Annotated in this window: 23 protein-coding genes; 12 read left to right on the top strand and 11 right to left on the bottom strand. The window is 68.5% G+C overall.

The window, feature by feature from the left end:
• Window positions 1-11: 11 nt before the first annotated feature.
• The 5 genes from KV203_RS17705 to KV203_RS17685 all read right to left on the bottom strand — a co-directional run bounded on the left by KV203_RS17705 (window position 12) and on the right by KV203_RS17685 (window position 4,762).
• Complete coding sequence (locus KV203_RS17705; RefSeq protein WP_066469548.1) at window positions 12-839, bottom strand: enoyl-CoA hydratase/isomerase family protein; 828 nt, start codon at window positions 837-839, stop codon at window positions 12-14.
• 90 nt (window positions 840-929) lie between these two features.
• The gene (locus KV203_RS17700; protein WP_066469551.1) at window positions 930-1,790 is read right to left on the bottom strand and encodes a metal ABC transporter permease; all 861 of its coding nucleotides are present in this window, start codon (window positions 1,788-1,790) and stop codon (window positions 930-932) included.
• Window positions 1,787-2,644 carry a metal ABC transporter ATP-binding protein gene (locus tag KV203_RS17695; protein ID WP_066469553.1) on the bottom strand — a complete coding sequence of 286 codons (858 nt, stop codon included), beginning with the start codon at window positions 2,642-2,644 and terminating at the stop codon, window positions 1,787-1,789. The genes KV203_RS17700 and KV203_RS17695 overlap by 4 nt, the downstream gene beginning before the upstream one ends.
• Window positions 2,641-3,534, bottom strand: a complete 894-nt coding sequence (locus tag KV203_RS17690) for a metal ABC transporter solute-binding protein, Zn/Mn family (protein ID WP_066469652.1) — start codon at window positions 3,532-3,534, stop codon at window positions 2,641-2,643. Before KV203_RS17690 ends, KV203_RS17695 begins: the two co-directional genes overlap by 4 nt.
• A gap of 76 nt (window positions 3,535-3,610) precedes the next feature.
• Window positions 3,611-4,762 carry a GGDEF domain-containing protein gene (locus tag KV203_RS17685; protein WP_083529987.1) on the bottom strand — a complete coding sequence of 384 codons (1,152 nt, stop codon included), beginning with the start codon at window positions 4,760-4,762 and terminating at the stop codon, window positions 3,611-3,613.
• 140 nt (window positions 4,763-4,902) lie between these two features.
• Between KV203_RS17685 and KV203_RS17680 the strand changes: the two genes are divergently transcribed.
• On the top strand, window positions 4,903-6,150 hold the full coding sequence (locus tag KV203_RS17680) for an ATP-grasp domain-containing protein (RefSeq protein WP_066469555.1): 1,248 nt from the start codon (window positions 4,903-4,905) through the stop codon (window positions 6,148-6,150).
• 14 nt (window positions 6,151-6,164) lie between these two features.
• Here KV203_RS17680 and otsB read toward each other — a convergent pair whose 3' ends face one another.
• Complete coding sequence (gene otsB, locus KV203_RS17675) at window positions 6,165-8,711, bottom strand: trehalose-phosphatase (RefSeq protein WP_066469557.1); 2,547 nt, start codon at window positions 8,709-8,711, stop codon at window positions 6,165-6,167.
• A gap of 49 nt (window positions 8,712-8,760) precedes the next feature.
• Window positions 8,761-9,426 (bottom strand): cholesterol catabolism transcriptional regulator KstR, encoded by a 666-nt coding sequence (gene kstR / locus KV203_RS17670; protein WP_083529988.1) that lies wholly within the window; start codon window positions 9,424-9,426, stop codon window positions 8,761-8,763.
• A 106-nt stretch (window positions 9,427-9,532) separates the two neighbouring features.
• Here kstR and KV203_RS17665 point away from each other — a divergent pair, with 106 nt between their 5' ends.
• From KV203_RS17665 to KV203_RS17635, 7 genes are all read left to right on the top strand, one after another.
• A complete protein-coding gene (locus KV203_RS17665) occupies window positions 9,533-11,683 on the top strand; it encodes an acyl-CoA dehydrogenase family protein (protein WP_246600208.1) in 2,151 nt (716 codons plus the stop codon).
• Window positions 11,684-11,823: 140 nt separating this feature from the next.
• Window positions 11,824-12,843 (top strand): acyl-CoA dehydrogenase family protein, encoded by a 1,020-nt coding sequence (locus KV203_RS17660; protein WP_066469558.1) that lies wholly within the window; start codon window positions 11,824-11,826, stop codon window positions 12,841-12,843.
• Complete coding sequence (locus tag KV203_RS17655; protein ID WP_066469559.1) at window positions 12,843-13,991, top strand: acyl-CoA dehydrogenase family protein; 1,149 nt, start codon at window positions 12,843-12,845, stop codon at window positions 13,989-13,991. The genes KV203_RS17660 and KV203_RS17655 overlap by 1 nt, the downstream gene beginning before the upstream one ends.
• The gene (locus KV203_RS17650; RefSeq protein ID WP_066469560.1) at window positions 13,988-14,962 is read left to right on the top strand and encodes a bifunctional MaoC family dehydratase N-terminal/OB-fold nucleic acid binding domain-containing protein; all 975 of its coding nucleotides are present in this window, start codon (window positions 13,988-13,990) and stop codon (window positions 14,960-14,962) included. The genes KV203_RS17655 and KV203_RS17650 overlap by 4 nt, the downstream gene beginning before the upstream one ends.
• The gene (locus tag KV203_RS17645; RefSeq protein WP_066469561.1) at window positions 14,959-15,354 is read left to right on the top strand and encodes a MaoC family dehydratase; all 396 of its coding nucleotides are present in this window, start codon (window positions 14,959-14,961) and stop codon (window positions 15,352-15,354) included. The genes KV203_RS17650 and KV203_RS17645 overlap by 4 nt, the downstream gene beginning before the upstream one ends.
• Window positions 15,351-16,535, top strand: coding sequence for a lipid-transfer protein (locus KV203_RS17640; RefSeq protein WP_246600207.1), 1,185 nt, complete (start codon window positions 15,351-15,353; stop codon window positions 16,533-16,535). The genes KV203_RS17645 and KV203_RS17640 overlap by 4 nt, the downstream gene beginning before the upstream one ends.
• Window positions 16,536-16,579: 44 nt before the next feature.
• Window positions 16,580-16,798 (top strand): type II toxin-antitoxin system VapB family antitoxin, encoded by a 219-nt coding sequence (locus KV203_RS17635; RefSeq protein ID WP_066469563.1) that lies wholly within the window; start codon window positions 16,580-16,582, stop codon window positions 16,796-16,798.
• A 537-nt stretch (window positions 16,799-17,335) separates the two neighbouring features.
• Here the strand turns inward: KV203_RS17635 and KV203_RS17630 are convergent.
• From KV203_RS17630 to KV203_RS17620, 3 genes are all read right to left on the bottom strand, one after another.
• A complete protein-coding gene (locus tag KV203_RS17630; protein WP_066469661.1) occupies window positions 17,336-17,968 on the bottom strand; it encodes a class I SAM-dependent methyltransferase in 633 nt (210 codons plus the stop codon).
• A 187-nt stretch (window positions 17,969-18,155) separates the two neighbouring features.
• A complete protein-coding gene (locus tag KV203_RS17625; protein ID WP_066469567.1) occupies window positions 18,156-19,235 on the bottom strand; it encodes a Fic family protein in 1,080 nt (359 codons plus the stop codon).
• Window positions 19,236-19,323: 88 nt separating this feature from the next.
• Window positions 19,324-19,656, bottom strand: a complete 333-nt coding sequence (locus tag KV203_RS17620) for a type II toxin-antitoxin system Phd/YefM family antitoxin (protein ID WP_217995963.1) — start codon at window positions 19,654-19,656, stop codon at window positions 19,324-19,326.
• 43 nt (window positions 19,657-19,699) lie between these two features.
• Between KV203_RS17620 and KV203_RS17615 the strand changes: the two genes are divergently transcribed.
• The 4 genes from KV203_RS17615 to KV203_RS17600 all read left to right on the top strand — a co-directional run bounded on the left by KV203_RS17615 (window position 19,700) and on the right by KV203_RS17600 (window position 23,883).
• Window positions 19,700-20,047, top strand: coding sequence for a molybdopterin oxidoreductase (locus KV203_RS17615; protein ID WP_066469663.1), 348 nt, complete (start codon window positions 19,700-19,702; stop codon window positions 20,045-20,047).
• Window positions 20,047-22,536 (top strand): nitrite reductase large subunit NirB, encoded by a 2,490-nt coding sequence (nirB, locus tag KV203_RS17610; RefSeq protein ID WP_066469569.1) that lies wholly within the window; start codon window positions 20,047-20,049, stop codon window positions 22,534-22,536. Before KV203_RS17615 ends, nirB begins: the two co-directional genes overlap by 1 nt.
• A complete protein-coding gene (locus KV203_RS17605; RefSeq protein WP_066469570.1) occupies window positions 22,533-22,856 on the top strand; it encodes a Rieske (2Fe-2S) protein in 324 nt (107 codons plus the stop codon). Before nirB ends, KV203_RS17605 begins: the two co-directional genes overlap by 4 nt.
• 97 nt (window positions 22,857-22,953) lie before the next feature.
• Window positions 22,954-23,883: an Abi family protein gene (locus KV203_RS17600; RefSeq protein ID WP_246600206.1), complete on the top strand. Its 930-nt coding sequence runs from the start codon at window positions 22,954-22,956 to the stop codon at window positions 23,881-23,883.
• 316 nt (window positions 23,884-24,199) lie between these two features.
• On the opposite strand, the gene KV203_RS17590 is transcribed toward KV203_RS17600, so the two are convergent.
• On the bottom strand, window positions 24,200-24,640 hold the full coding sequence (locus KV203_RS17590) for a hypothetical protein (protein ID WP_246600205.1): 441 nt from the start codon (window positions 24,638-24,640) through the stop codon (window positions 24,200-24,202).
• Between the last annotated feature and the right edge of the window lie 33 nt (window positions 24,641-24,673).

Raw genomic sequence — 24,673 nt, 5'->3', positions numbered from 1 at the left:
CAGCCGGGCGGTCAGGAGCCGATCGAGCCGGTTTGCTGCGGTCCGTCCCACGGCCCGGCGGGCCAGTTCGTCGTCACGCTGTCGTGCCAGTCGGGCATCCGGCGGTCCAGGTACGCCGCGACCCCTTCGCCGGCATCGGGCATCTGAGACAGGTGTCGGCGCAGGTCCTGCTCCAGTCGACCGACTGCGTCCGGGCTCATGTCCAGCGCTGCCCAGAGCAGCCGCTTGGACAGCGCGGTGGCCAGCGGTGCCGTGCCGGTCGCGATGTCGCGGGCGACGGCCAACGCGGTCGGCAACACTTCGTCGGCGGACAGGCTCAGGTTGGCCAGGCCGAGCGCCTGGGCTTCGGTGCCGTCGAACGATCGCCCGGTGAGCATCAGCTCGGCGGCCCGCGCGACCCCGATCAACCGCGGCAAGGTCCAGTGCACGTAGCCGTCGGCCAGCACCCCGCGCCGGGTTTGGACCAGGCCGTATATCGCGTCGTCGGCGACGTAGCGCAGGTCGCACTGCAGGGCCAAGGCCAGCCCGAACCCGACCGCGTGGCCGTTGACCGCCGCGATCACCGGTTTGCGTACCCGCCACGGTGCCGGCTCGACGGTGATCGACACCGCCTTCGGGTCGGGCTTGCGACCACGGCCGGTCAGGTTGGTGCCGGCGCAGAAGGCGGGCGGCGTGCCGGTGATCACCACGGCCCGAACAGCATCTTCCAGGTCGCACCGGTGCAGGGCGCCGCCGAGCGCGTCGGCCATCGTCGGGGTCATGGCGTTCTGTTGCGCCGGGCGGTTCAGGGTGAGCAGGGCGACCCGGTCGGTGACGTCGACCTGCACTTCAGATGACATTTCGCTGGCTTCCCGAACTGGTATCGGCCGAGGATCTCACTGACGAATTCCGTCATCGTGGACCGTAGCCGGTTCGGGTCGGTCCGGTGGTCACGACCGGGTCGGTCGTCGCGCGGCAACCGCCCGGCAGGCCAGGTAGATCACGAACGAGATCGTGGTCACGAAGGTCGACACGGGGACACCCGGCGCCAGCGATGCCACGATTCCGCCGACCGCAGCCAGCTCGGCGAACAGCACCGCCAGCAAGGTCACCCGGACCGGGTCGGCGCTGACCTGAGCCGCGGCTGCGGCCGGGGTGATCAACAGGGCCAGGACCAGTAGCGCGCCGACGATCTGTACGCCGAGCGCCGCGGCGATCCCGACCAATACGGCGAACACGATGGACAATGCCCGGACCGGGACCCCACGCGCCGCCGCCACCTCCGGGTCCGCACTGGCGAACAGCAACGGCCGATACACCACCGCGAGCACCGCCAGCACCGTGACCGAGCAGGCCGCGAGCAGGCCGAGCCCGCTGCTGCCGACCCCGACGATCTGCCCGACCAAGAGCGCGAAGCTGGTGCCGGTTCGACCCGGATAGAGCCAGATGAACAGCACCGACAGGCCCAGACCGAAGGACAGCAGCACGCCGATCACCGAGTCGCGTTCCCGCGCGCGGCCGCCGAGCAGACCGAACAGCACCGCCGCCACGACCGAACCGACGATCGCGCCCAGCCCGACACTGATCCCGGCAAGTAGTGCCGCCGACGCCCCGGTCAGGGCGAGTTCGCTGGTCCCGTGCACCGCGAACGACATCTGCCGGCTGACGATCAGCGGGCCGAGCACGCCGGCCAGGACACCCAGGATCGCGGCGGCGAGCAACGCCTGTTGGACGAATCCGTAGGACAGCAGGTGGGCGGTGGTGCCGAAGTCGAAGAGCTTGCCCAGTGCGCCGGACAGTCGCTCGTTCATCGCTGCTCCGGGCCGGGATGATGGCCGCCCACCGAACCGAGCGCATCGACGGCGTCGCCGGTGCCGACCACGATCAGCCGGCCCCGCACCCGCAACACGTCCACGTCGGTGTGGTAGAGCTCGGACAGCACCGTCGAGGTCATCACCTGCTCCGGCGGACCGATCCGGAACCGGCCGTCCACCAGGTACAACACCCGGTCCACCAGCGGCAGGATCGGGTTGATCTCGTGGGTGACGAACAACACCGCGGTGTCGTGTTCGCGCCGCCGACGTTCGATCAGGTTCGCGACCAACTGCTGGTTGGCCAGATCCAGGCTCAGCAGCGGCTCGTCGCAGAGCAGCAGGGCGGGGTCACCGGCCAGTGCCTGGGCCACCCGCAGTCGTTGCTGTTCGCCGCCGGACAGCGAGCCGAGCCGGGTGCTGGCGAACCGCTCCGCGCCGACCTGGGCGATCGCCGCGGCGATCCGTGCGTCGCGTCGCGAGCGGTGCCGCAGGCCGACGCCCCAGCGGTGCCCGTCGACCCCGAGACCGACCAGGTCGACGCCGCGCAGGGGAACCCCGGGATCGACCGGCTGTTGCTGGGGGATGTAACCGATGCGTGGGTTGCCCACGCGAACCGGTGCGCCGGTGATCGTCGCGCTTCCGGCGTCGAGTGGTACGCGGCCGAGCAGGACGTTCAGCAGTGAGGTCTTGCCGGAGCCGTTCGGGCCGAGCACGGCGACGAACTCGCCGGGGCGGACCGCCAGGTCCAGGCCGGACCAGAGTGTCCGGCCGCCGCGGCTCAGCTGCGCACCGGACAGGGTGACCGCAGGTTCCGGGTTTGTCGGTCCCGGGCTGGTCGATTCGGGGGTCATCGCAGCGCGTCCGCGAGCGCTTGTGCGGTGCGGACCTGCCAGTCGATGAACTCGGTCCCGGCCGGCAGCGTCTCACTGACCTCCACCACCCGCACCCCGGCCCGGGTCGCGGTGTCCCGCAGGCTTCGGGTGCGACTGTCGGTGGTCTGCGTGTTGTCGATCAGCGCGCGAACTTGCTTCTGCGACAACAAGTCCTGGACGGCAGCGAGTGCGGCCGGCGGCGGATCGGTCTCGGTCTCGATCGCGTTCTCGAACTCGGCCGGAGTGCGGTCGTCGACCTTCGCGGCCACCAGGAGGTAATGCGATACCGGCTCGGTCTGGGCTACCGGTGCGCCGGGATGTTCCCGGGCGATCCGGTCGGTGACCGCCCGGACCGTGTCGAGTTGCCGGTCGAAGTCGGTCGCTCGGTCGGCGTAGTAGTCGCGTCGGCTCGGGTCGAGCCGGCCCAGCTCGGTCGCGATCGCGTCGGCTACCGCGGCCACCGTCGCCGGGTCGTACCAGACGTGTTCGTTGGTGTCGGCGCGATCGTGCCGCAGCTCGAACGCGTTCACCACCTGCCGAGCAGGGTCGTTCTCGGCGGCCAGAATCGTCGGCACGAATGGGTCGTAGTCACCGCCGTTGTAAACCACCAGGGCGGCATCGGCCACCGTCGCCGCGTCGGCCGGGGTCGGCTCGAACGAGTGCGGGTCCGCTGTGGGGTCGCTGATGATCGACCGGACCTGCACCCCGGAACCGCCGACCGCTGCGGCGACGCCGGCCCACACATCCGTCGTGGTCACCACGTCGAGCCGGTCCGATTCGGGTTCGCCGGATCCGCAACCGCCGAGGGTGAGCGCGACGAGCGTGGCGGCGACGAGCGTAACGGCGGGACGCGCGGTAGCTCCGGTCACGAGGTCGACCTCCAAAGTGCAAACGAAAATCGTTTCCACTTATCCTAGCGTCACCCGTCGCCGGAGCAGAGCTGGGTCAGAGCTGGGTCAACCGGTCGGCGAGGGTGCCGCGGACCGCAGCCGGCACCTTCGGCGCGAACTGGCGCAGATAGCTTTCGATCCATACCGGGTCCCCGGCCAGGAACGGAAAGTCGTTGGCGACCATGTTCCGGATCGCAATCATCGCGATCGGCGCATCCAGCGGTCGGAAATCGGGGTTCCACAAGCCTGGCTCCGTGCAGCCGGGATAGAACTGTCCGATCATCAATCCGGCCTCGACGAACTCGGATTTGAGGCGCCGTTGCACCTCGTCGATGATCGAATAGTCGCGCACATCCGGGAACAGGATCAGCTGCGCCTTCAACAGCGCGGCCGCGCCTTCGGTCGGTGGCGTCGCCGTGAACACCGCGATCAGCGTTCGTAGCCGGACGCAGACGCCGTCGATATCCGGGCTTGCGCCGACTACCCAGTCGGCAGTGATCAGATTGTTGCTGATCGCGGCCGGAACGAACGGGCAGACCGGCCCGGCCCGGCCCAGGTCCGGATGCGGTTGCGCCAGATGCCGGCTCACCCAACGTTGCACCTGGTCGAGCACGTCACGGTCGGGCCAGGGCTGGGTGAGGCTGTACAACGAGGGTAGCTGCGGTCGATCGGCGGTGAGCCCCGCGTCGAGATTGGAGTCCCGGCCGGACCTACGCCGTTGCGGCGCCGGCCGCTCGCGTCGTTCCAGGTAGGCGAGCTCCAGCAGGTCGTCGGCGGTCGCCGTCGTCGCTGCCGCTACCGCGACGCCGATCGAGACCCCGATGGACTGGGTGCCGGTGCCGACCGCGAACGGCGCCTCCATCGCGGTGGCGAAGACGATCGCCAGCGCTTCCAGGCTGATGCTGACATTGCCCGCGGAAATCTGCAGCGCGGCGAACTCGTCGCCACGGACCCGGAAGAGCTCGAATCCCGCGTTCAGTGCGGCCTGCCGCAATCGCTGGGCAACGTCGATCAGCACCCGGTCGCCGGCCGAGTGGCCCAGCGTGTCGTTGATCACTTTCAAGTTCTCGTCGAGATCGATCAGGCAGAGGCCGACCATCATTTCGGCGTCGCCCCCATCGGCCGCGCGAGCCAGTATGGTGGAGAGCTGACGCCGGTCGGGCAAGCTGGTCAGTTCGTCGATGAATTTCACCCGCTGCCCGTCCATGACTGGTGAGTGTAGATCGACAAGGTGCAATGTCGATCGATGGTGCCCGGCAAAGGTCGACCGCTCGAGTTACCGTATGGCGGCCGAGAAAGTTTGCAGGGTAGTTGGACCGTCCATCGTCCGTTCGGATCGAGGGGGTTGTGCTGCGCGACGTACCGACGCTGGCGATCGTCCATGAAGTGGACTCGATTTCGCTGCTGCACCTGGCCCGGATCTACTCCGGTTGGATGGACATCGTCTGGGCGGTGGACGACGCTCGGCTCACGGCAGCCGATCGACGCCAGCTCGGCCGCTTCGGCCGGGTATGCGATATCGGTGGTTCCGTCCACGAAGCCGCAGCCGTGCTGGCATCGGCCGGCGTGGACGGAGTGACCACGTTCGCCGACGCACAGTTGGTCCGTACGGCGGAGATCGCCGAGATCTTGCGGTTACCCGGTAATCCACCCGAGGTGGCGAACCGGCTGGTCGACAAGGGCGAGCAACGGCGGGCGTTGGCCGCGGCGGGTGTCCCGGTGCCCGAGTTCGTCGAGCTCGGCGTCGCCACCGAGCCGACGTCGTTCGACGCTGTGCGGTACCCGGCGGTGCTGAAGCCGACGGTGGGTGCCGGGGGCCGGACCACGTTCGCCGCTCCGGACGCGGGTGCAGCCGCGTGGCAGCTCGCTGCGTTGCGCGCGGCCGGCGACCTCCGCCCGATGATCTTGGAAGAGTGTCTCGGTGAGTACCCGCCCGGGCAGCGCGGCGAGTACGGCGACTATGTCTCGGTCGAGTCGGTGGTCGGCGCCGGCGTGGTGCACACCGTTCAGGTGGTCGGACGGATGCCGCTGGCCGCCGAGTTCCGCGAGACCGGGGCGTTTGCACCGGCCGGACTCTGCCCCGAGCGGTCGGCGGAGCTGGCCGCGACCGTAGCGGATGCGGCGGCGGCGCTCGGTATCCGGACCGGCTGCCTGCATACCGAGATCAAGCTGACCGCGGACGGCCCTCGCATCATCGAGGTGAACGGCCGGATCGGGGGCGGCGGTGTTCCGGGCATCGTCGCCGACACCACCGGCGTGTCGCTGTACCGCTGTGCGGCGCTGGCCGCGGTGGGCGCCGAGATCGAGCCCGAACTCGACCAGCGCGGCCCGCGCAACGGGGTGTCGTTCGCGATCGCGCTGCAGCCGCCGCTGGATACCCCGGTTGCGCTGACGCCGGGCTGGTCGGAGGTACTGCACGGGATCGACGGTGTACGACAGATCGATGTGCGCGCCGAACAGGCCACGGTCGGCCACGGCGAGGGATCCTACGGCTACCTGGTCATGCTGGCCGGCCTCGCCGAGAGCCCGGAGCGGATGCTGGAGGCGTACCGCACGCTCTACTCGGTGATGCGGCCACTGGCGAACGCGCAGTAGCGCCGGCGCGACTGCTAGCCGGCGCTCAACAACTGGGCGCACCGCAGCAGCCCCAGATGGCTGTAGGCCTGCGGATGGTTGCCCAGCGACCGCTCCGCGACCGGGTCGTACTCTTCGCTCAACAGCCCGGTCGGACCCGCCGCGTGCACCAACTGATCGAACAGGGCCTCGGCATCGGATCGCCGGCCGACCAGCAGATATGCCTCGACCAGCCACGCCGCGCACAGGTGGAATCCGCCTTCACCGCCCGGCAACCCGTCGTCGTGGTGGTACCGGTACACCGTCGAACCGCTGCGGAGGTCGGCCTCGGTGGCGAGGACGGTCGCCGCAAACCGCGGGTCGGCCGGATCGACCAGTCCGGACAATCCGATGTGCAGCGACGCTGCGTCCAGGTCGGTGCCGTCGTAGGCGGCCGTGAACGACTGCACCTCGTCGTTCCAGCCGTTGGTGAGTACGTCGTCGGCGATCGTGGTGCGCAGTTGCGGCCACGCGGGGTCGACCTCCCGCTCGTATCGCTGCGCCAGGTCGGTCGCCCGGTCGACGGTCAGCCAGCCCATCACCTTGGAGTAGACGTGGTGCCGCGGGTTGCCGCGGATCTCCCAGATTCCGTGGTCCGGCTCGTGCCAGCGCCGGGTGACCGCAGCGACCATGGCACAGACCAACTCCCAATCCCGATCGGGCAGTGGGTCGGGCATGCCGCGGTCGGCTCGGGCCCGCGCCAGCAGGTGGATCAGATCGACGATCGGGCCGAACACATCCAGCTGCACCTGCATGTTCGCGGCGTTGCCCACCCGCACCGGGCGGGACCCGGCGTAGCCGGGTAGCGAGTCGATCACGGCTTCGGGCGGCAGGCCACCGCCGTAGAGGGTGTAGAGCGGGTGCAGCCATTCCGGTCCGGACAGCGTCGCCAACACGTCGTGCACCCAGCCCAGGTAGGCCTGTGCCTCGCCGAGGGAGCCCACCGAGACCAGCGCCGATGCGGTCAGCGCCGCGTCGCGCAACCAGCAGTAGCGATAGTCCCAGTTGCGCACCCCGCCGATGTCTTCGGGCAGCGACGTGGTGGCGGCGGCCAAGATCGATCCGGACGGTTGGTGCACCAGCCCGCGCAGGGTCAACGCGGAACGTTTCATCAGGTCGGGCTTGAGCGGCGGCAGGTGCAGGGTGCGGGTCCAGCTCGACCAGTAGGTTTCCGCCCGGTCCCGCCGGGCCGCCTCGTCGGTCGGCGAGGCGCCGAGATCGCCGGTGCCGCAGCGTAGTTCCAGGACGATCGGCCCGGTCGACGGGTCGACGACGGCGCGTGCGGTCTGGTGGGTTCCGTCGCTGACCACCGCCCAGGTGACGCCGGGCGAGCGGAGCACGAGCGGGTCGTTCGGCCCGTGCACCCGCAGACCCTCGGCCTCGGCTTCGATCTGTACCGGCACCTGGCCGAACTCGGGCCGCGGCGCGAACTCGACGATCGCCGGCGCCTCACCGGTGATCACCCGGGTGAGATCGGTCCGGTCCGGGGTGACGTCGTGCGGCAGGTAGTCGACCACTTGAAGCTTTGCCCAACGGGTTTCGACGGTCATCGTGCCGTCCAGATACCGCTGGGACAGCGGTAGCCCGGTCCGCTCCGGGCGGATCGAGAAGTGTCCCGCAGCCGGTCCGCCGAGCAGGTGCGCGAACATCGCGGCCGAGTCCGGTTCGGGGTGGCAGAACCAGGTGACCACGGCGTCGGGGGTCAGCAAGGCAACCGATCGGGGGCTGGCCAGCATGGTGCACCGCTCGATCGGCGGGGCGCTCGCCCCGGCCAGCCAGGTGCGGCGCTCTTCCAGGAGGAACGCCAGCGCGGCGGCCACCGACCCGGTGTCCGGAACGCGGAAGCCGGCGAGTGATGCGCCCTCGCCCACCTTCACCCCGATGTCCGGGCCTTGCAACCGGGCGAACGCTTTCTCGTCGGTGACGTCGTCGCCGAAGAAGATTGCTGCCGAGGCGCTCTCCTGGTGCCGGAGCAGATCCAGCGCGTAACCCTTGTCGGTCGGCACCACCGCCAGCTCGATCACCGCTTTGCCCTCGGTCACCTGCACCCCGACCCAGCTGGCGGCGCCGTGGCGGACGCGATCCAGCGCTTGGCGGCCTACTTCCGGGGTGGCATTACGCACGTGCAACGCGACGCTGGCCGGTTTCACCTCGACGGTCACCCCGGGATGGGTGGACGCCAGGTCGGTGAGCTCGGTGATGATCTCGTCGAGCAGCTGTTTGGCGTCGTTGTCGATCGCGTGCACGAATCCGAGGTCGAATTCGGAGCCGTGGCTGCCGACCAGATGCACCTCGACCGGTAGCCGGGAGAGCACCGCGAGGTCGCGGAGCGCCCGACCGGAGATCACCGCCGCGGTCGTCGCCGTCAGTCCGGCCAGCGCCCGCAACGCGCGCACCGATTCCGAATGGGGGTGGGCTTCGGCGGGGTCGGACACGATCGGCGCAATCGTGCCGTCGTAGTCCGAGGCCACGAGCAAGCGTGGGGTACGCGCGATCCGGGCAAGTTCACGACAGAGCTCGACAGGTAGATCTCCGGCAGTCACCCCGTCAAAATAGTGCGCGTCGCCGCTCGGCGCTTCAACGGGGGCAAGGTTATTCGCTCGAATCGCCGAGCAACAGATCAACCGCGAGGTCGAGACGTGCCGCGACGTCGCTGGGTGACGAACGGCGGGTGATCCAGGCGACCAGATTCGACAGCCAGACCTCACTGATCACCCGCGCAATGGCCAGCTGCCGTTCGGTGGGTTCTTCGTCGTCGCCGCGCATGGCCTGCGCGAACATTCGGTCCATGAATCGGCCGACCCGGTCCACCTCCGCTGCAGCCGACGCGTCGGCGAACATGAATGCCCTGGTCATCGCTTCGGTGAGGAGCGGGTCACGCTGCATCGACCGGGTGATCTGGCCGAGCAGGGTATGCATCCGCCGGTGCGGCGTGTCCCCCAGCGGGCCGCGGCGTTTGCTGTCGATCCGTTCGAACTCCCGGCCCAGGGCCGCAACCAGCAGATGCACTTTGGACGGGAAGTATCGATACAGGGTGCCGACCGCCACGTCGGCACGTTCGGCGACGGCCCGCATCTGCACCGCGTCGTAGCCCCCCTTGGAGGCCAGCGCCAATGTCGCGTCCAGGATCCGCCGCCGCCGTTTGCGCTGGGCCGACGAACTCAGATCGGAATCGGTGAGCGTGACGACGGTCGCCGGCAGGGTTACCGGTTCCTCTGCCGCGGTCGGGTTTCCGGCTGGGCTCGCGGGCGGGGTCATGGCGAATCCTGTTCTTGCATCGATACCGCAACTTGACTCTTGATCCAAGAATTCATTAGAACACGTTCTAGGCCATTTCGAATGGCCCGGAAAGGCGGCAGGTGCTGTGACGATTGCCACCGACGGGACAATTGCCACAACCGCGGAACAGTGTGCGGTTCAGCAATCGATCGCGGCCTGGGCGGGAGCGGCCGATCCGATCGGCACCCGGCGGGCCGACCCGGCTGCAGCCGCCGACAGCTGGCGGGTGAGCTGGCCGGCCCTCGCCGAGCTGGGTGTGTTCGGGGTCGCCGTGCCGGACGATTGCGGCGGCTTCGGCGGTTCCCTGCTCGACCTCGCCGTGATGCTGGAGCAGTGCGCCCGCGAACTGGCCGGTGGGCCGATCGCCGAGACCGCGCTGGCCGGACTGGCGGTCGCCCGCGGTGCGGCGGCGGCGCGGGGCTGGTGTGCCCCGATCGTGGCCGGCGAGTTGCCGTGTGCCGTTGTCGGGCAATCGGTATCCGGCCGCCGCGACGGCGATCGGATCGTGCTCGGCGGGTCGGCCGGTCCGGTGCGGGGTGCCGCCCCCGGGGTCGCACTCCTGGTGGCGGCCGAGCTGCCCGGGGAGCGGGTCTGGTGCCTGGTCGATGCCGGCGGGCTCGGCGTCGAGCTGGTGCCGGTCGAGCCGCTGGACCCGAGCTGCCCACTCGGCGAGGTCCGGTTCGCCGACACCCCGATCGGTGCCGATCGCATCCTCGGCCCACTTCCGGAGCTGGCCGATCTCGCTGTGCTGCTGGCAGTTTCCGAAGCAGCCGGGGTCGTCGGGTGGTGCTTGGATACCGCGGTCGCCTACGCCAAGGTGCGCGAGCAGTTCGGTCAGCCGATCGGAAAGTTCCAGGCGGTCAAACACCTCTGCGCCGGAATGCTCTGCCGGGTCGAGTCGATTCGGGCGGTCGCCTGGGATGCGGCGCTCGCCGCCGAGTCCGGTACCGAGCTGCCGATCGCTGCGGCGGTGGCGGCGTCGGTCACGTTCGCGGCGGCGGTCGAGGTTGCCAAGGATTGCATCCAGGTGCTCGGCGGGATCGGCTTCACCTGGGAACACGATGCGCACCTCTACCTGCGTCGGGTCGCCGCGATGCGACAGCTGTGCGGCGGAGCGGACCGCTGGCATACCCGGGTCGCCGAGTTGAGCCGCGCCGGCGCCCGGCGGACGGCCCGGATCGGCTACGCCGGCGACGCCGAGCTGCGGGCCGAGATCGCCGGTTGGGTCGCCGAGATCGCGGGCCGCCCGGCGGGCGAGCAGCGTGCTGCGCTGGTCGGCGCCGGACTGCTCGCGCCGCACTGGCCCACCCCGTACGGCCGGGATGCCGATCCGGCCGAGCAGTTGGTGATCGCCGAGGAACTGGATCGGGCCGGAATCGAGGTGCCGGACCTGGTGATCGGTGCCTGGGCGTTGCCGACGATCTTGGCGCACGGCAGCCCGGCGCAGGTCGAGCGGTTCGTCGGGCCCTCGCTGCGTGGCGAGCTGACCTGGTGTCAGCTGTTCAGCGAGCCGGAGGCGGGCTCGGATCTGGCGTCGTTGCGCACCACGGCAACCCGGGTCGAGGGCGGCTGGCGATTGTCGGGGCAGAAGGTGTGGACGTCGAAGGCATCCGACGCCGACTGGGGGATCTGCCTGGCTCGCACCGATCGTGCCGCGCCGAAACACCGCGGGATCACCTACTTCCTGGTCGACATGCGTTCGCCCGGCATCCGGGTGGTGCCACTGGTCGAGATCATCGGCGAGCCCCGGTTCAACGAGGTTTTTCTCGACGACGTACTCGTCCCCGACGAGTGCGTGGTCGGCGCGGTGAACGAAGGCTGGAAGCTGGCGAACACGACGCTGGCCAACGAGCGGGTGGCGATCGGCGGGACCCGGCTCGACGCGACCCTGGAGCGGTTGCTGACGACGGTGCCGGCAGCCGACGCGGTCGCATCCGCCCGGCTCGGCGCGCTGATCGCCACCGGTGTGGCCGGGTCGTTGCTCGGCTTGCGGGCGGCAGTCCGGCAGCTGGCCGGTGCCGGGCCGGGCGCGGAATCCAGCGTGCGCAAGTTGGTCGGGGTGCAGTACCGGCAGGACGTCGCCGAGTTCGCGTTCGAGCTGGCCGGCGCGGCCGGCGCCGCGGCCGGTCCGGACGGTCAGGAGTTCCTGCTCACCCGGTGCCTGTCGATCGCCGGCGGCACCACCCAGGTCCTGCGCACCGTCGCCGCCGAACGTATCCTCGGCCTCCCCCGCTGACCGCACCACTTTTACGTTCCCGCAACACTTTTCCGGACGTAAATCCGGTGCAATATCGCCGAAGTGGTGCGCCGGGCATGGCGACGGCGCTCGGCGCGGTGTGATACAACTGGAACACGTTCTAATCGGTGGGAGCGCCAGTGGACTTTGCCAGGGACGAGAGCCAGGCCGCGGTAGCCGAGGTTGCGGTGGAGCTGGTCCGACGCGCACCGGGCGCGGCACTGTGGCCGGCGCTGGTCGAGTCCGGGCTGCTGTCTGCACCGTTGCCGGCTCGTCTCGGTGGTGACGACCTCGGTCTGCTCGGCGTGTGCACCCTGCTCTACGAGCTGGCTCGGGGCGCGGCGGAGGTGCCGGCGCAGGCGACCCTCGGGTTGGGGGTGTTGCCGGTGCTGGCAACCGCCCGGCCCGAAGTAGCGGACGAGTTGCTTGCCGGGGTGGCGACCGGTGCGGTGCTGACCGCTGGGCTCCGGCAGCCGGGTGCCGGTGCACCCATCAGGGTCGAGACCGACGCCGCCCGCGGTCGGTTGTTCGGTCGCACGGTCGGCGTCCCGTACGCGGCACAGGCGGCTGCCATCCTGCTCCCGACCGATCTCGGCCTGGCCGTGGTGGGCCCGACCGACCAAGGCGTGTCATGCATTCCGACCCGGACCTCGGCCGGAACGCCGGAGGCCACGCTGGTGCTCGACGGTGCCCGGGCCCGACACCTGATCGAGGCCGATCCAGCCGTGCTGCATCGTTACCGGCTCGCCACCGTCGGCGCGGTCGCAGACGGCCTGCTGGCCGGCGCCATCGGGCTCACCGCCGGGCATGTGCGCACCCGACATCAGTTCGGTAAACCACTGGCTACCTTCCAGGCCGTGGCGCAGCAGATCGCCGATGTCTACGTGACCGGTCGCACGCTGCACGTCGGCGCGCAGTCGGCGGCATGGCGGTTGGCCGAGGGCTTGGATCCCGACGACGACCTGGCGGTGCTCGGGTATTGGATCGCCGCGGAGGTGCCACCGGCCCTGCGTATTTGTCACCACCTGCATGGCGGGATCGGGGTGGATGTGGACTATCCGCTGCATCGCTATTCGTCACAGGTGAAGGATCTCGTGCGGGGCCTCGGTGGTCCGAGCGCACGGCTGGCGGAAGTGGGGCGATCGGTGGGAGCGCGCTGATGTTCATCGACCTGACCGACGATCAGCGAGCGCTGCAACGCGAGCTACGGCAGTACTTCGCCGGCTTGGTCACCCCGGCCGAGGCGGCCGTGATGGCCACCGAGCGACATGGCCCGACCTACCGTGAGGTGATCCGGCGGATGGGTAAGGACGGCCGGCTCGGCGTGGGCTGGCCGGTCGAGTACGGCGGCCGCGGGTTCGGCCCGGTCGAGCAGGACATCTTCGTCAACGAGGCGGCCCGGGCGGACGTGCCGCTCCCGTCGGTGACGCTGCAGACCGTCGGGCCGACGCTGCAGACCTACGGCACCGACGAGCAGAAGGCCCGGTTTTTGCCGGCGATTCTGGCCGGCGAGGTGCATTTTGCGATCGGTTACAGCGAGCCGGAGGCGGGCACCGATCTGGCCGCCCTGACCACCACGGCGGTCCGGGACGGCGACCACTACATCGTCAACGGGCAAAAGACGTTCACCACCGGCGGGCACGACGCCGACTTCATCTGGCTGGCGGTCCGCACCGGCCCCGCGGACAGCCGGCATCGAGGTATTTCGATCCTGATCGTGGACACCGCCGACCCGGGGTTCAGCTGGACCCCGATCATCACCTGCGACGGCGCGCACCACGTGAACGCCACCTACTACAGCGATGTCCGGGTGCCGGCGAGCATGCTGGTCGGCACGGAGAACGAGGGCTGGCGGCTGATCACCACCCAGCTCAATCACGAGCGGGTGATGTTGGGTCCGGCCGGCCGGATCGGTGGAATCTACGATCGGCTGCGCCGTTGGGCGGCCGATCACGACCTGCTCGGCGAGCCGGACGTGGCGAACATCCTCGGCGAGATCCACGCGACCTTCCGGCTGAACGAGCTGCTCAACTGGCAGGTCGCCGCCACCGACGGGGCGGTCGACATCGCGGATGCGTCAGCGACCAAGGTCTTCGCCACCGAGCGGATCCAGCGGGTCGGACGCCTCGCCGAGGAGGTGGTCGGCCGCTACGGCGACCCGGCCGAGCCGGATACCGCTGCACTGCTGGAATGGCTGGACCGGCGGACCAAACAGAACGTCGTGATCACCTTCGGCGGTGGGGTGAACGAAGTGATGCGTGAACTGATCGCCACCGCCGGACTCGATCTGCCGAGGGTGCCCCGATGACTGAGACTATAAGCGCCGCAGAGCTGTTGGTCGAGTCCGAGCGGATCAAGGCGGACGGCCCGAGCAAGCCGCGCACCGCGCGGGACCCGGTGAACCAGCCGATGATCAACAACTGGGTGGAGGCGATCGGCGACGCCAACCCGATCTACGTCGACGATGCCGCGGCGCGCGCGGCCGGGCATCCGGGAATCGTCGCGCCGCCGGCGATGGCGCAGGTGTGGACCATGCCCGGGCTGCACGGCTCGCGGACCACCGACGACCCGCTCGGCCGGATCATCCGGCTGTTCGACGATGCCGGGTTCACCTCCATCGTCGCGACCAACTGCGACCAGACCTACCACCGCTACCTCCGCCTCGGTGAGCAGGTCACCCTGACCATCGAGTTGCAGAAGGTGGTGGGCCCCAAGCAGACCGCGCTCGGCATGGGCTGGTTCGTGACCACCCGCAATGTGTGGTCGGTCCGGAGCGACGGGGAAGGTTCCGTCGGCGAGCCGGTGGCCGAGATGCTGTTCCGGGTATTGAAGTTCGCGCCGGGGACGGCGCCGAAGCGGGAATCCGCAGCGGACGTGTCGCAGCTGGTGCGCCCGGCGATCTCCCGGGACACCGAGTTCTTCTGGGCCGGAACGAAGGTCGGCGAGCTACGGATCCAGCGCACCCCGGACGGGTTGCGCCATCCGCCGATCCCGGCCATCTGGCAGGACCGCTCGGCGCCGGTCGACTATCAGGTCGCGGCCGGTACCGGCACCGTGTTCAGCTTCGTGGTGCACCACGCGCCGAAAGTGCCCGGTCGCGCGCTGCCGTTCGTGGTAGCGCTGGTGGAACTGGACGAGGGGGTGCGGATGCTCGGTGAGTTGCGCGGGATCGATCCGGCCGACGTCGAGATCGGCCTGCCGGTGCGGGTCGACTACCTCGCCGTCGACGACGATGTGACGCTGCCCTTCTGGCGCCCCGCGATCCAGGAGCAGGCATGACGGCCGCCGCGGTGGGCGACAAGCTGCCCGAGCTGATCATCACCGCAGACCCGACCTTCGTTGTGTCGACCGCGTTGGCCACCAGGGACTTCCAGGACGTGCACCACGATCGGGACAAGGCGGTCGAGCGCGGCTCGAAAGACATCTTCGTCAACATCCTCACCGACACCGGGATCGTGCAACGCTTCGTCACCGACTGGGCCGGACCGACCGCGATGCTGCGCTCGATCTCGCTGCGGCTCGGCGTGCCCTGGTACGCCTACGACACGGTGACGCTCACCGGCGAGGTGACCGCCGTCGACGATGGGGTGGTCACCGTGGCGGTCACCGGTCGGGACTCGTTGGGCGACCACGTGATCGCGACCGTGGTGTACGCGGAAGGACAGTCGTGAGCAGCTCGGGAAATGCGGTGTTCTCCGGAAAGGCAGCGATCGTCGGGATCGGTGCCACCGACTACTCCAAGAATTCCGGCCGCACCGAGCTGCGGCTGGCCGCCGAGGCAGTGCAGGCGGCGCTGGCCGACGCCGGGTTGCGGCCGAGTGACGTGGACGGCATGACCACGTTCACCATGGACTCCAACTCCGAGGCCGCCGTGGCCCGGGCGACCGGTGTCCCGCAGCTGACGTTCTTCAGCCGGATCAATTTCGGTGGTGGGGCGGCGTGTGGCACGGTGCAGCACGCGGCGCTGGCCGTGGCCACCGGCATCGCCGACGTGGTCGTCGCCTACCGTGCGTTCAACGAGCGTTCTGAGACCCGGTTCGGCCAGTTCTCCACCGCGCTCGCCGGTGCGCCGACCTCGAACGGGGTGGACGCCTCGTGGTCCTACCCGCACGGGCTGGGCACTCCCGCGGCCCAGGTGGCGATGGTCGCCCGCCGGTATATGCATGTCACCGGCGCGACCAGTGCGGATTTCGGCCGGGTCGCGGTGGCCGACCGGCGGCATGCCGCGGTGAATCCGGCCGCGTTCTTCTACGGCAAGCCGATCACCCTGGCGGATCACCAGAACTCGCGGTGGATCGCCGAGCCGTTGCACCTGCTGGATTGCTGCCAGGAGTCCGACGGGGGTATCGCGCTGGTGATCACCTCGGCCGAGCGGGCCGCGGATCTACCCAACCGGCCCGCGTATGTGACTGCGGCGGCACAGGGTTCGGGTGCGGATCAGTACGTGATGACCAGCTACTACCGGGATGCACTGACCGGGCTGCCGGAGATGCGCCTGGTCGGCGAGCAGCTGTGGGCGCAGTCCGGCTTGGGTCCGTCCGATATCCAGACCGCGATCCTCTACGACCACTTCACCCCGTTCGTGCTGATGCAATTGGAAGAGCTCGGCTTCTGCGGCCCGGGCGAGGCGAAGGACTTCATCGCCGATGGCGCGATCGAGATCGACGGCCGGCTGCCGATCAACACCCACGGCGGCCAGCTCGGCGAGGCGTACATCCACGGGATGAACGGGATCGCCGAAGCTGTTCGGCAGATCCGCGGCACCTCGGTCAACCAAGTGAACGACGTGTCGAACGTGCTGGTCACCGCCGGTACTGGCGTGCCGACCTCCGGTCTGGTGCTCTCCGCATAGCGGGACTCGCCAGACGGTTCCGGTTCCCTGTTGGTGGGGGTGCGATGGCAGTCACAAGTGTCGACCTGGATCCGCGGCTCATCGAGCGAGCCAAGGCGCTCACCGGCGAGCGATCGAATCGGGCCGTCCTCGATCTCGCATTGCGTCGACTCATTGCCGCAAAACAGAAAGGCGCGATGATCGACGGTATCTCGGAGTTGACCGACCTCGGTCGTGAGATCGGGGCGCCGGTAGTTGTCCCGGACGAGCCTCGGGCGTTGTGACCGACTATCTGGTCGACAACTCGGTCTGGGCAAGGCTGGCCGCTGGTGACGCGGGCGTTGCAGCGCGGCTGCGGCGGATCGAGCGAGCTCCGGCCGACCTTTTCGTCACCTGCCCGCCCCAGGTGCTCGAGTTCTGCCACAGCGCCCGGACCCCTGAGGAGCATGCGGCTTACCGGGAGCGGATCTCCCTCGGGTTCCCGCTCGAGCGGGCACCCGACGAATCGCTCGTGCTGGATATCCAGGCGGCACTGCGGGGCGGTGGGCTGGTCCGTGCGGCCGACGCACCAAGACATTCTCATCGCCGGCTACGCCATCGTCAACGATGCCACTGTGCTTGCCGCGGATCGCGACTTCGGGCATATCGCTCGGGTCTCCGACCTACGGTGCGAGTACATCGCACCATCGCTGTGACCTGCCCTGACCCGAGCAGAAGTGCTGCAATCCGTTATCGGCTCACCACGCTCGAGCAGCTCTGCAGTGAAGGGCGCATTCAGCCCGGATTCGCCGTGCCGTCGAACACGAACTCCGCGACTCCGCCTAGGGGCGCAGAGGTCGGACCAACTGTGAACCAACTGTGCGGGTTGCGAGGATCGTGGCGAGCGTTCGTCCGGGGCGATCCGCCCGTGACTCGGTGTGCGTGACGGCGAACCCTGCCGCCTCGACCTTGGACGCCAGGAGGTCAAGCGGCCAGCAGTACGCCGTTGTGACCGCGTGCTCGAACGGTGCGAGTTCCGAGCCGGTAAAGAATCCGAGCACGAGGCCGCCGCGCGGACGGATACATCGCGCGAACTCGTCGAGCGGAGCGTCGATCTGCTTGGGATCGGTGTGAATGAGTGAGTACCACGCGAACACACCGCCGAGCGCGCCGTCACCAACACCCAAGGCTTCCGCTCGGCCGATCCGGTAGCGCTCGTCGGGATAGGTGGCCTGCGCGCTTTCGATGAACTCGGCTACCGGATCGAGCCCCTCGACGTCGACTCCGAGGCCGGCGAGGTAGTGCGTCCACTGGCCAGGGCCGCAACCCACGTCGAGCACACGCCCCTCGACGCTGTGCGCCCACCGCTGCACGAGCATCAAATCGGGCGCGGCTGCATTGTCGATGCGGCCGACCACATCGATGTACTCGCCCGCTCTGGCTCCGTAGGCGGCAAGGACGGACTCCAACGACACGACCCAACTATCTCCTCGGTGACCGAAACGATGCCGGATCGGCACGCCGACCCGCACGGTCTATCGCAAACGACCGTCTATGCGGGAGCCACGACGAGGCAGCGGCGGAGACCGTTGTCCCAAGGACACTCTCATCTGAACCCACCACGCAATGATGATGTATCGCAAGGGATCAGTTCCTTCGCAATCACTCTGGACGGGTTAGAACACCCAGGAACTCGTCGTTGACGAACAGGAGTTCCCGGCCCACTTTCCGGTCGCTCAAGAGCCCGGTGCCGACCAAGGCGTGCAGCCACGACGACGCGGTCTGACGCGAGACGTCGCAGCGATCGGCAACCGTGTTGATGCGGCAGTAGGGCTGCTCGAACAACACAGCCAGGAACCGCGCGTCACGCCCGCCTGTGGTGGCGGCGCGCGCCCGCTCGGCGATGTCGTCCTGGCATACCCGGATGGCGTCGATCCTGCGTGTCGTCGATGCCGCCGACACGCGAACCGCATCGAGCATGTACAGGATCCACTCGATCCAAGCGCCGTCGGCCGTCACCGCTCGCAGTAGTCGATAGTAGTCGTTCTTGCGGGCGATGATCGCCCGCGAGAGGTAGAGGATCGGGTCGTGCAGCAAGCCGGCTTCGATCAACATGAGGATGTTGATGACCCGTCCGGTTCGGCCGTTGCCGTCGTGGAACGGGTGGATGGCCTCGAACTGATAGTGGGCCAACGCTACGCGTACGAGCGGATCCAGATCGTCGTCGGCATGCACGAACCGCTCCCAGTCCGATAGCTTCCCGCGGATGAGGTCTGCGCCCTCCGGCGGGGCATAGATGATCCGTCGGGTGGCGGGATTGTAGATCCGCGTTCCGGGCACCGCGCGAATCGTCATGTCGCGACCCTGCAGGGTCGAGCAGACCTGAGCGGCTGTGGCCGCTGTGAGCGGCCGGTTCTTGATCGACTCCACTCCGGTGAACAGCGCGCTCCGGTATCGCAGTGCTTCCTTGGTTGCCTGGTCTCCTCCGCCGGAGTCGGCGTGCCTGAACAGCGCATCTGCTGTGGTCACGATGTTCTCGATCTCGGAGCTCGCCTGCGCCTCCAGCAGCGGGACGGCGTGAGTCAGGATGTTGGGATTGGGCAGTAGCCGACCGGCCTGGGCCAGAGTTGCCAGAGCTATACGGGCGTCGATGGTGGCCTTGAGTACCTGCCGGGGCTCGAGATCGATGTCTTTCGGCGGGAGCGGCGGCAGGGCGTTGAAGGGGATCTCAGGGTTCCACACGTGGTAACTCTTCCACCCTATCGGCAATACATGTTAAGAAATTCCAGAAAACCTAACACATTAACCGCTGGCGGTCCCCGAGGAGGAGTTACACGACGACGTCGGTGTCGAGCAGCAGTTCGTTCACCGGTACGGATCGAAGTCGTCGGGAAGCGTGTCGAAGTCCTCGTGCATCGCGCCCCTTCAGATCGGCCCAGATCTGCCGCTGGCCAGGAGCTGCCGGGGCTCGAACGAGCAGTGCGACCCGCTCGGGCCCGCGCCGGATCACGATCTCCTCGCCCGCCTCGACCCGCCGGAGCAACTGCGAGAGCTGGGTCTTTGCTTGCTGGACGGTGACCCCGTGCACATCGGGTCCACCCGGCCAGGCGGCGCGCGGCATCACCACCGCCGGGGTGAGGTCCCGACAACCCGCTCGTAACACCGAGGCAAGGGCGGATTAACGCGGTCTCGCGATAGTGGGCAACATGGCCAGTACTCCACGGTTCCTGCAAGGCGTGTTCGCGTTCAGCGGCTCCGGTCTCGCCAAGCCGGCGCCGATCGACCCGTCGATGACGTTCCGGGTGCCGTCGGGGCTGACCGCGCAGCCGCTCTACTTCCGCGGCGGCAACAGCTCCGACGAGCTGATCTGCGTGACCTTGTTGCGCGACGGCGAGCCGATGCGGCTGTTCCCGATGGGCGCGAAGACGTCGGTGAACGTGCCGCTGCGGGTGGTCGAGGACGTCGACCCGGACACCACGCTCGAACTCGTGCTATCCGCACCCGAGGGGACCAGCGGCGACGTGGTCATCGACTTCGGCATGGTGGTGTTCTGATGTCCGGCGCGAGCAAACAGCGGCTGGTGGTGGTCGGCAACGGCATGGCCGGCGCGCGGGCCGTCGAAGAAATTCTCGCGCGCGGGGGTCGCGAGCAATTCGACGTCACGATGATCGGCGACGAGCCGTACGGCAACTACAACCGGATCATGCTCAGCCACGTGCTCGCCGGCTCGGCCGCGCTCGACGACGACGAGTTGATGCTGAACCCGATGGCCTGGTACCGGGAGAACGGGGTGACGCTCTACGCCGGCGACCGCGCGGAGTCGATCGACCGGTTCGCCAAGACGGTGACCTGTGCGAGCGGGCGCACCCTGCAGTTCGACGCGCTGATCATCGCGACCGGCTCGAACACGTTCTTCCCCAACATGGATGGGCTGCGCGAGCCGGACGGTCGGCTGGCCCGGGGCGTCTTCGGGTTCCGCACGATCGCCGACACCAACGGCATGCTCCAGCTGGCCGCGACCCGCGACGACATGCGCGCGGTGGTGATCGGCGGCGGGCTGCTCGGTCTGGAGGCCGCCTACGGCCTGACGACGCAGGGTGTCGTAGTGGACGTCGTGCACTCGCCCGGCCACCTGATGAACCAGCAGCTCGACGAACGCGGCGGGCGGGTGCTCCGGAACAAGATCGAGGCGCTCGGCGTCGGCGTCCACACCAACCGGCGGACCACCGCCGTGCTGCGCGGAGACGACGGCACGGTGACCGGGGTCGGGTTCGCCGACGGCGAGTCGCTGCCGGCCGACATGATCGTGGTGACCGCCGGCATCCGGCCCAACGTCGAGCTGGCCCGCCGTGCCGGTCTGGTGGTCGAGCGGGGCATCGTGGTGGACGACCAGTTGCGCTGCGAGGACGAGGGATCCATCTTCGCGGTGGGGGAGTGCGTGCAGCACCGCAGCGAGGTCTACGGCCTGGTGGCCCCGCTCTGGGAGCAGGCGGTGGTGCTCGCCGACGTGCTGTCCGGTGCGAATCCGGATGCCGCGTATCACGGCTCACGTTTGACTACCAAGTTGAAGGTCGCCGGGGTGGATGTGGCGCAGATGGGCGTCAAGGGCCCCGAGCGCGACGACGACGAGTTCGTCCAGTTCTACGAACCGCGCAGCGGCATCTACAAATCGGTCGTGGTGCGGGACAACAAGCTGATCGGCGCGATACTGCTCGGCGACATCTCGAAGGCGAACTTCCTCACCCAGGCGTTCGACGAGAAGGTGCCGCTACCCGACGAGCGTATCTCGATGCTCTTCGACATGGGCACGCCCAGTGCGGAAACCGGTGCCGCCGAGCTGGCCGACGACGTGCAGGTCTGCAACTGCAACGGCGTGACCAAAGGCGACATCGTCGGTTGTGTGCGCGGCGGCTGCACCAGCGTCGCGCAGGTGTGCGCGGCGACCCGGGCCGGCAAGGGCTGCGGCTCGTGCAAGCAACTGGTCGCCGACATCGTCGAGTGCGCCGCCGGTGCCGCGTTGACCGTGGACGCCGCGGCCGACCGGTACGTCCCGGCGATCCCGCTGACCAAACCGGAGCTGATCGACGCGATCCGCCGACAGAACCTGCGCTCGGTGACCGAGGTGTTCGCCGCGCTCGCCCCCGCCGGGGAGGATGCGGCCGCAAAGATGCCGCTGGCCTCGTTGCTGCGGGTGATCTGGGGTGCGGACTGGAAACGCGAGCCCGGCGCGTTGTTCGTCAACGACCGGGTACATGCGAATATCCAACGGGACGGCACGTTTTCGGTAGTGCCGCAGATGCGTGGTGGGGTGACCTCGCCGGCGCAGTTGCGGCGGATCGCCGATGTCGCGGAGAAGTACGACATCCCGATGATCAAGGCGACCGGCGGGCAGCGGATCGACCTGCTCGGGGTGAAGAAGGAGGACCTGCCGAAGGTCTGGAAGGACCTCGACATGCCCTCCGGCTACGCCTACGGCAAGTCCTTCCGCACGGTGAAAACCTGTGTCGGCACCGACTATTGCCGGTTCGGACTCGGCGATTCGACCTCGCTGGGCATCGCGATCGAGACCCGCTACCAGGGTCTGGAGTGCCCGGCGAAACTGAAGCTGGCGGTCACCGGGTGTCCGCGCAACTGTGCCGAGGCGCTGTGCAAGGACTTCGGCGTGGTCGCGGTCGGCGACGACCGCTGGGAGATCTACGTGGGCGGCGCGGCCGGTGCGCACATCCGCAAGGGGGACCTGTTGGCGACGGTCGACTCGGCCGGCGAGGTGATCCGGTTGTGCGGCTTGTTCATCCAGTACTACCGGGAGCAGGCGAAGTGGCTCGAGCGGACCTATGCCTGGGTGCCTCGGGTGGGGATCGAGGAGTTGCAAGCCATCCTGCTCGACGATCGGGACGGCCTGGTCGCCGGGCTGCAGGAACGGATCGACGACGCGGTCGCCGGGTACGTCGATCCGTGGCTGGATCGGGACCAGCCGAAGTCGCCGGCCCAGTTCACTTCGGCGCTACCGCTGCTGCCGCTGCCGAAGGTGCCGGTCCGATGACCGCGGTCACGAACGGCACCGGGGTCCGGCTCGGTCCGGCGGCCGATCTGGTGCCCGGTGAGGGCCGGACCTACGCCGTCGGGAATGCCCAGGTTGCGGTGTTCCGGATGACCGACGGCACCCTGCGCGCCACCGACGCGGTCTGCCCGCACCGGGGTGGCCCGCTCGCCGATGGCCAGTTCGACCTCGGCCAGGTGGTCTGTCCGCTGCACCAGTACGCGTTCCGGTTCGCCGACGGCGGCTGCGCGGAGGCCGGGATGGACGCTGTGCGGGTGTACCGGGTCGCGGAGGTCGAGGAGAACGTGGTCGTCTGGGTGTGACGACGCGTACGGACGAGCCGGCGGCCGGTGAGATTGCAGCTTGTCGGCGCGCTCGGTTATGGTCGTGTGGATCGACCCCCTCCCAAGCCTCTCGACGATGCTCAAATGGGAGGGGCCTTTTATTGGGGGTCTGAGGTGCCTGTTGAAGCCGAGCCTGTCATGGAATGAGCAAGTCGACCTGCTGGTCCGACGCGGTCTGGCCATTGGCGATCGGGCCGCGTGCGCGCGGTTTCTTGCGGCGAACAACTACTATCGATTCTCCGGTTATATGCGCTACTTCCAGAACGCGCCACACCTCGGTGACAACAGCTTCCGGCCGCAAACTGCCTTCGACGACATCTACGCCGTCTACCAAGCCGACGAGGGGCTACGGTCGCTGCTCTACCAGCGTCTCGCCAGGGCTGAGATTCTGCTTCGTACCCACACTGCCTACGTGATCGCCAATGACGACGGGCCGTGCGGCCGGTATCTCGAAAAGGACTTCTACACCGAGGCCGCGAACTCGACGTCGACTGCCGAGTCGTGCTTGGCGGACATCGCGCGCAGCAAGGAGCGCCACATTTTGCGCTACATGTCGGCCGGACACGAGGCAGCCGACCTGCCCGTGTGGTCGGCGGTGGAGGCGTTCTCGTTCGGTACCTTGTCCAAGTGCATCGAGCGCGGCGGGCAAGGATCACTGTCGGATGCCGTCGCGACCAGCGTCGGGGTCGCGAAGGCCGGATTTCCTTACCGGGTCCGAGCGCTGGTCTACCTACGAAACCGCTGCGCGCATCACTGTCGTTTGTGGCACCACTCGGTCATCGACGCTGGTCCGACGCCGAACAATGTGCGCGTCAAGGCCAAGAAGCTTGCCGGGCAGTTCGAACCGCGTTCGGTGCTCGACGTCGTCGCGTCGCTGGACGACATCCTGGTGCGTGGGAGCGCGGCCGACCCGGTGCTACCGCAGTTGGTTCAGCAGCACGAGCGGACCTCGGCGTTCTGGCAGGGTTTGGCCAAGCCTGTCAGTCCGCGCGACTGCGGGGCATAGTGGTCCGACACGCCTTTGCCTCTTCCTTCAGAACCGAGGCCAGCGCGAACATCGGCTACGGACTGGCGGCGGCACGGCAGGACCTCGGCGTTTCGTCCAGCTCAATCTGTTGCCCGGGGGTGTCCCGTGCTGGCGGCTTTGAGCCACAAGGTGCGCCGATCGACATCGACGAGATACCAGATGCGGCCCGCGGCGGTGATTTCGTACTGCCACTGCTCCATCGGTTTTCCTCCGTGCGTTGCGGTCGCGAGCGAGCCCTCGAGTGGATGGTGCCGCGAGGGGCGACCCGGTCTCCGCGTTTCGAGCTCACGCAGCATCAGGCGCGGGCACGAAGCCGTGATCGCCGTCGGTTCTGCAGCGAGAACGGCTGCCAACTCCGGATCGGTGAGGGCTTCGGCAGTGTGTCGATGATCTGCACCACGGGCACCGGATTGTGGAGCGCTTCGGCGGCCCGCAGCGTCGCGACAAGTTCGACGACGAACTCCTGGACCTCTGCCCGGGAGAGGAACGCCACCCACGGGAACACCTCGGGCAGTACGTCGGTCACCAACTCGCGGGCTCGGGGATCGCGCTGCATCAGCGCCACGAACATTCGGGTGGTCACCGATGCCGCGGTGTGCTCGAGCTCGGCTCGTGCCGCAGTGTTCAACACCAGATCCTCCGCGTCCCGCCGGCGCACCAGGAGGGCCTGTGTCGGCGAGTGGCGCAGTCGTTCGACAGTCGCTTTTCCCTGCAACTGCAGTTCTGAAAAGGTCACCTCACCGACAGTCATATATTAAACTAGTTATAA

Origin of the sequence: Skermania piniformis (assembly GCF_019285775.1) — a bacterium.
GTDB lineage: Bacteria > Actinomycetota > Actinomycetes > Mycobacteriales > Mycobacteriaceae > Skermania > Skermania pinensis.
The sequence above is the reverse complement of the archived record's forward strand: the minus strand, read 5'-3'. Positions and strand labels throughout refer to the sequence as shown.

What these genes read in the sequence shown, in the direction of transcription:
- KV203_RS17705 (WP_066469548.1), bottom strand. Translation starts at nt 839, where the DNA reads ATGTCATCTGAAGTGCAGGTCGACGTCACCGACCGGGTCGCCCTGCTC.
- KV203_RS17650 (WP_066469560.1), top strand. Translation starts at nt 13,988, where the DNA reads ATGACTGAGACTATAAGCGCCGCAGAGCTGTTGGTCGAGTCCGAGCGG.
- KV203_RS17655 (WP_066469559.1), top strand. Translation starts at nt 12,843, where the DNA reads ATGTTCATCGACCTGACCGACGATCAGCGAGCGCTGCAACGCGAGCTA.
- nirB (WP_066469569.1), top strand. Translation starts at nt 20,047, where the DNA reads ATGTCCGGCGCGAGCAAACAGCGGCTGGTGGTGGTCGGCAACGGCATG.
- KV203_RS17600 (WP_246600206.1), top strand. Translation starts at nt 22,954, where the DNA reads ATGCTCAAATGGGAGGGGCCTTTTATTGGGGGTCTGAGGTGCCTGTTG.
- KV203_RS17645 (WP_066469561.1), top strand. Translation starts at nt 14,959, where the DNA reads ATGACGGCCGCCGCGGTGGGCGACAAGCTGCCCGAGCTGATCATCACC.
- kstR (WP_083529988.1), bottom strand. Translation starts at nt 9,426, where the DNA reads ATGACCCCGCCCGCGAGCCCAGCCGGAAACCCGACCGCGGCAGAGGAA.
- KV203_RS17615 (WP_066469663.1), top strand. Translation starts at nt 19,700, where the DNA reads ATGGCCAGTACTCCACGGTTCCTGCAAGGCGTGTTCGCGTTCAGCGGC.
- KV203_RS17635 (WP_066469563.1), top strand. Translation starts at nt 16,580, where the DNA reads ATGGCAGTCACAAGTGTCGACCTGGATCCGCGGCTCATCGAGCGAGCC.
- KV203_RS17685 (WP_083529987.1), bottom strand. Translation starts at nt 4,762, where the DNA reads ATGGACGGGCAGCGGGTGAAATTCATCGACGAACTGACCAGCTTGCCC.
- KV203_RS17695 (WP_066469553.1), bottom strand. Translation starts at nt 2,644, where the DNA reads ATGACCCCCGAATCGACCAGCCCGGGACCGACAAACCCGGAACCTGCG.
- KV203_RS17700 (WP_066469551.1), bottom strand. Translation starts at nt 1,790, where the DNA reads ATGAACGAGCGACTGTCCGGCGCACTGGGCAAGCTCTTCGACTTCGGC.
- KV203_RS17605 (WP_066469570.1), top strand. Translation starts at nt 22,533, where the DNA reads ATGACCGCGGTCACGAACGGCACCGGGGTCCGGCTCGGTCCGGCGGCC.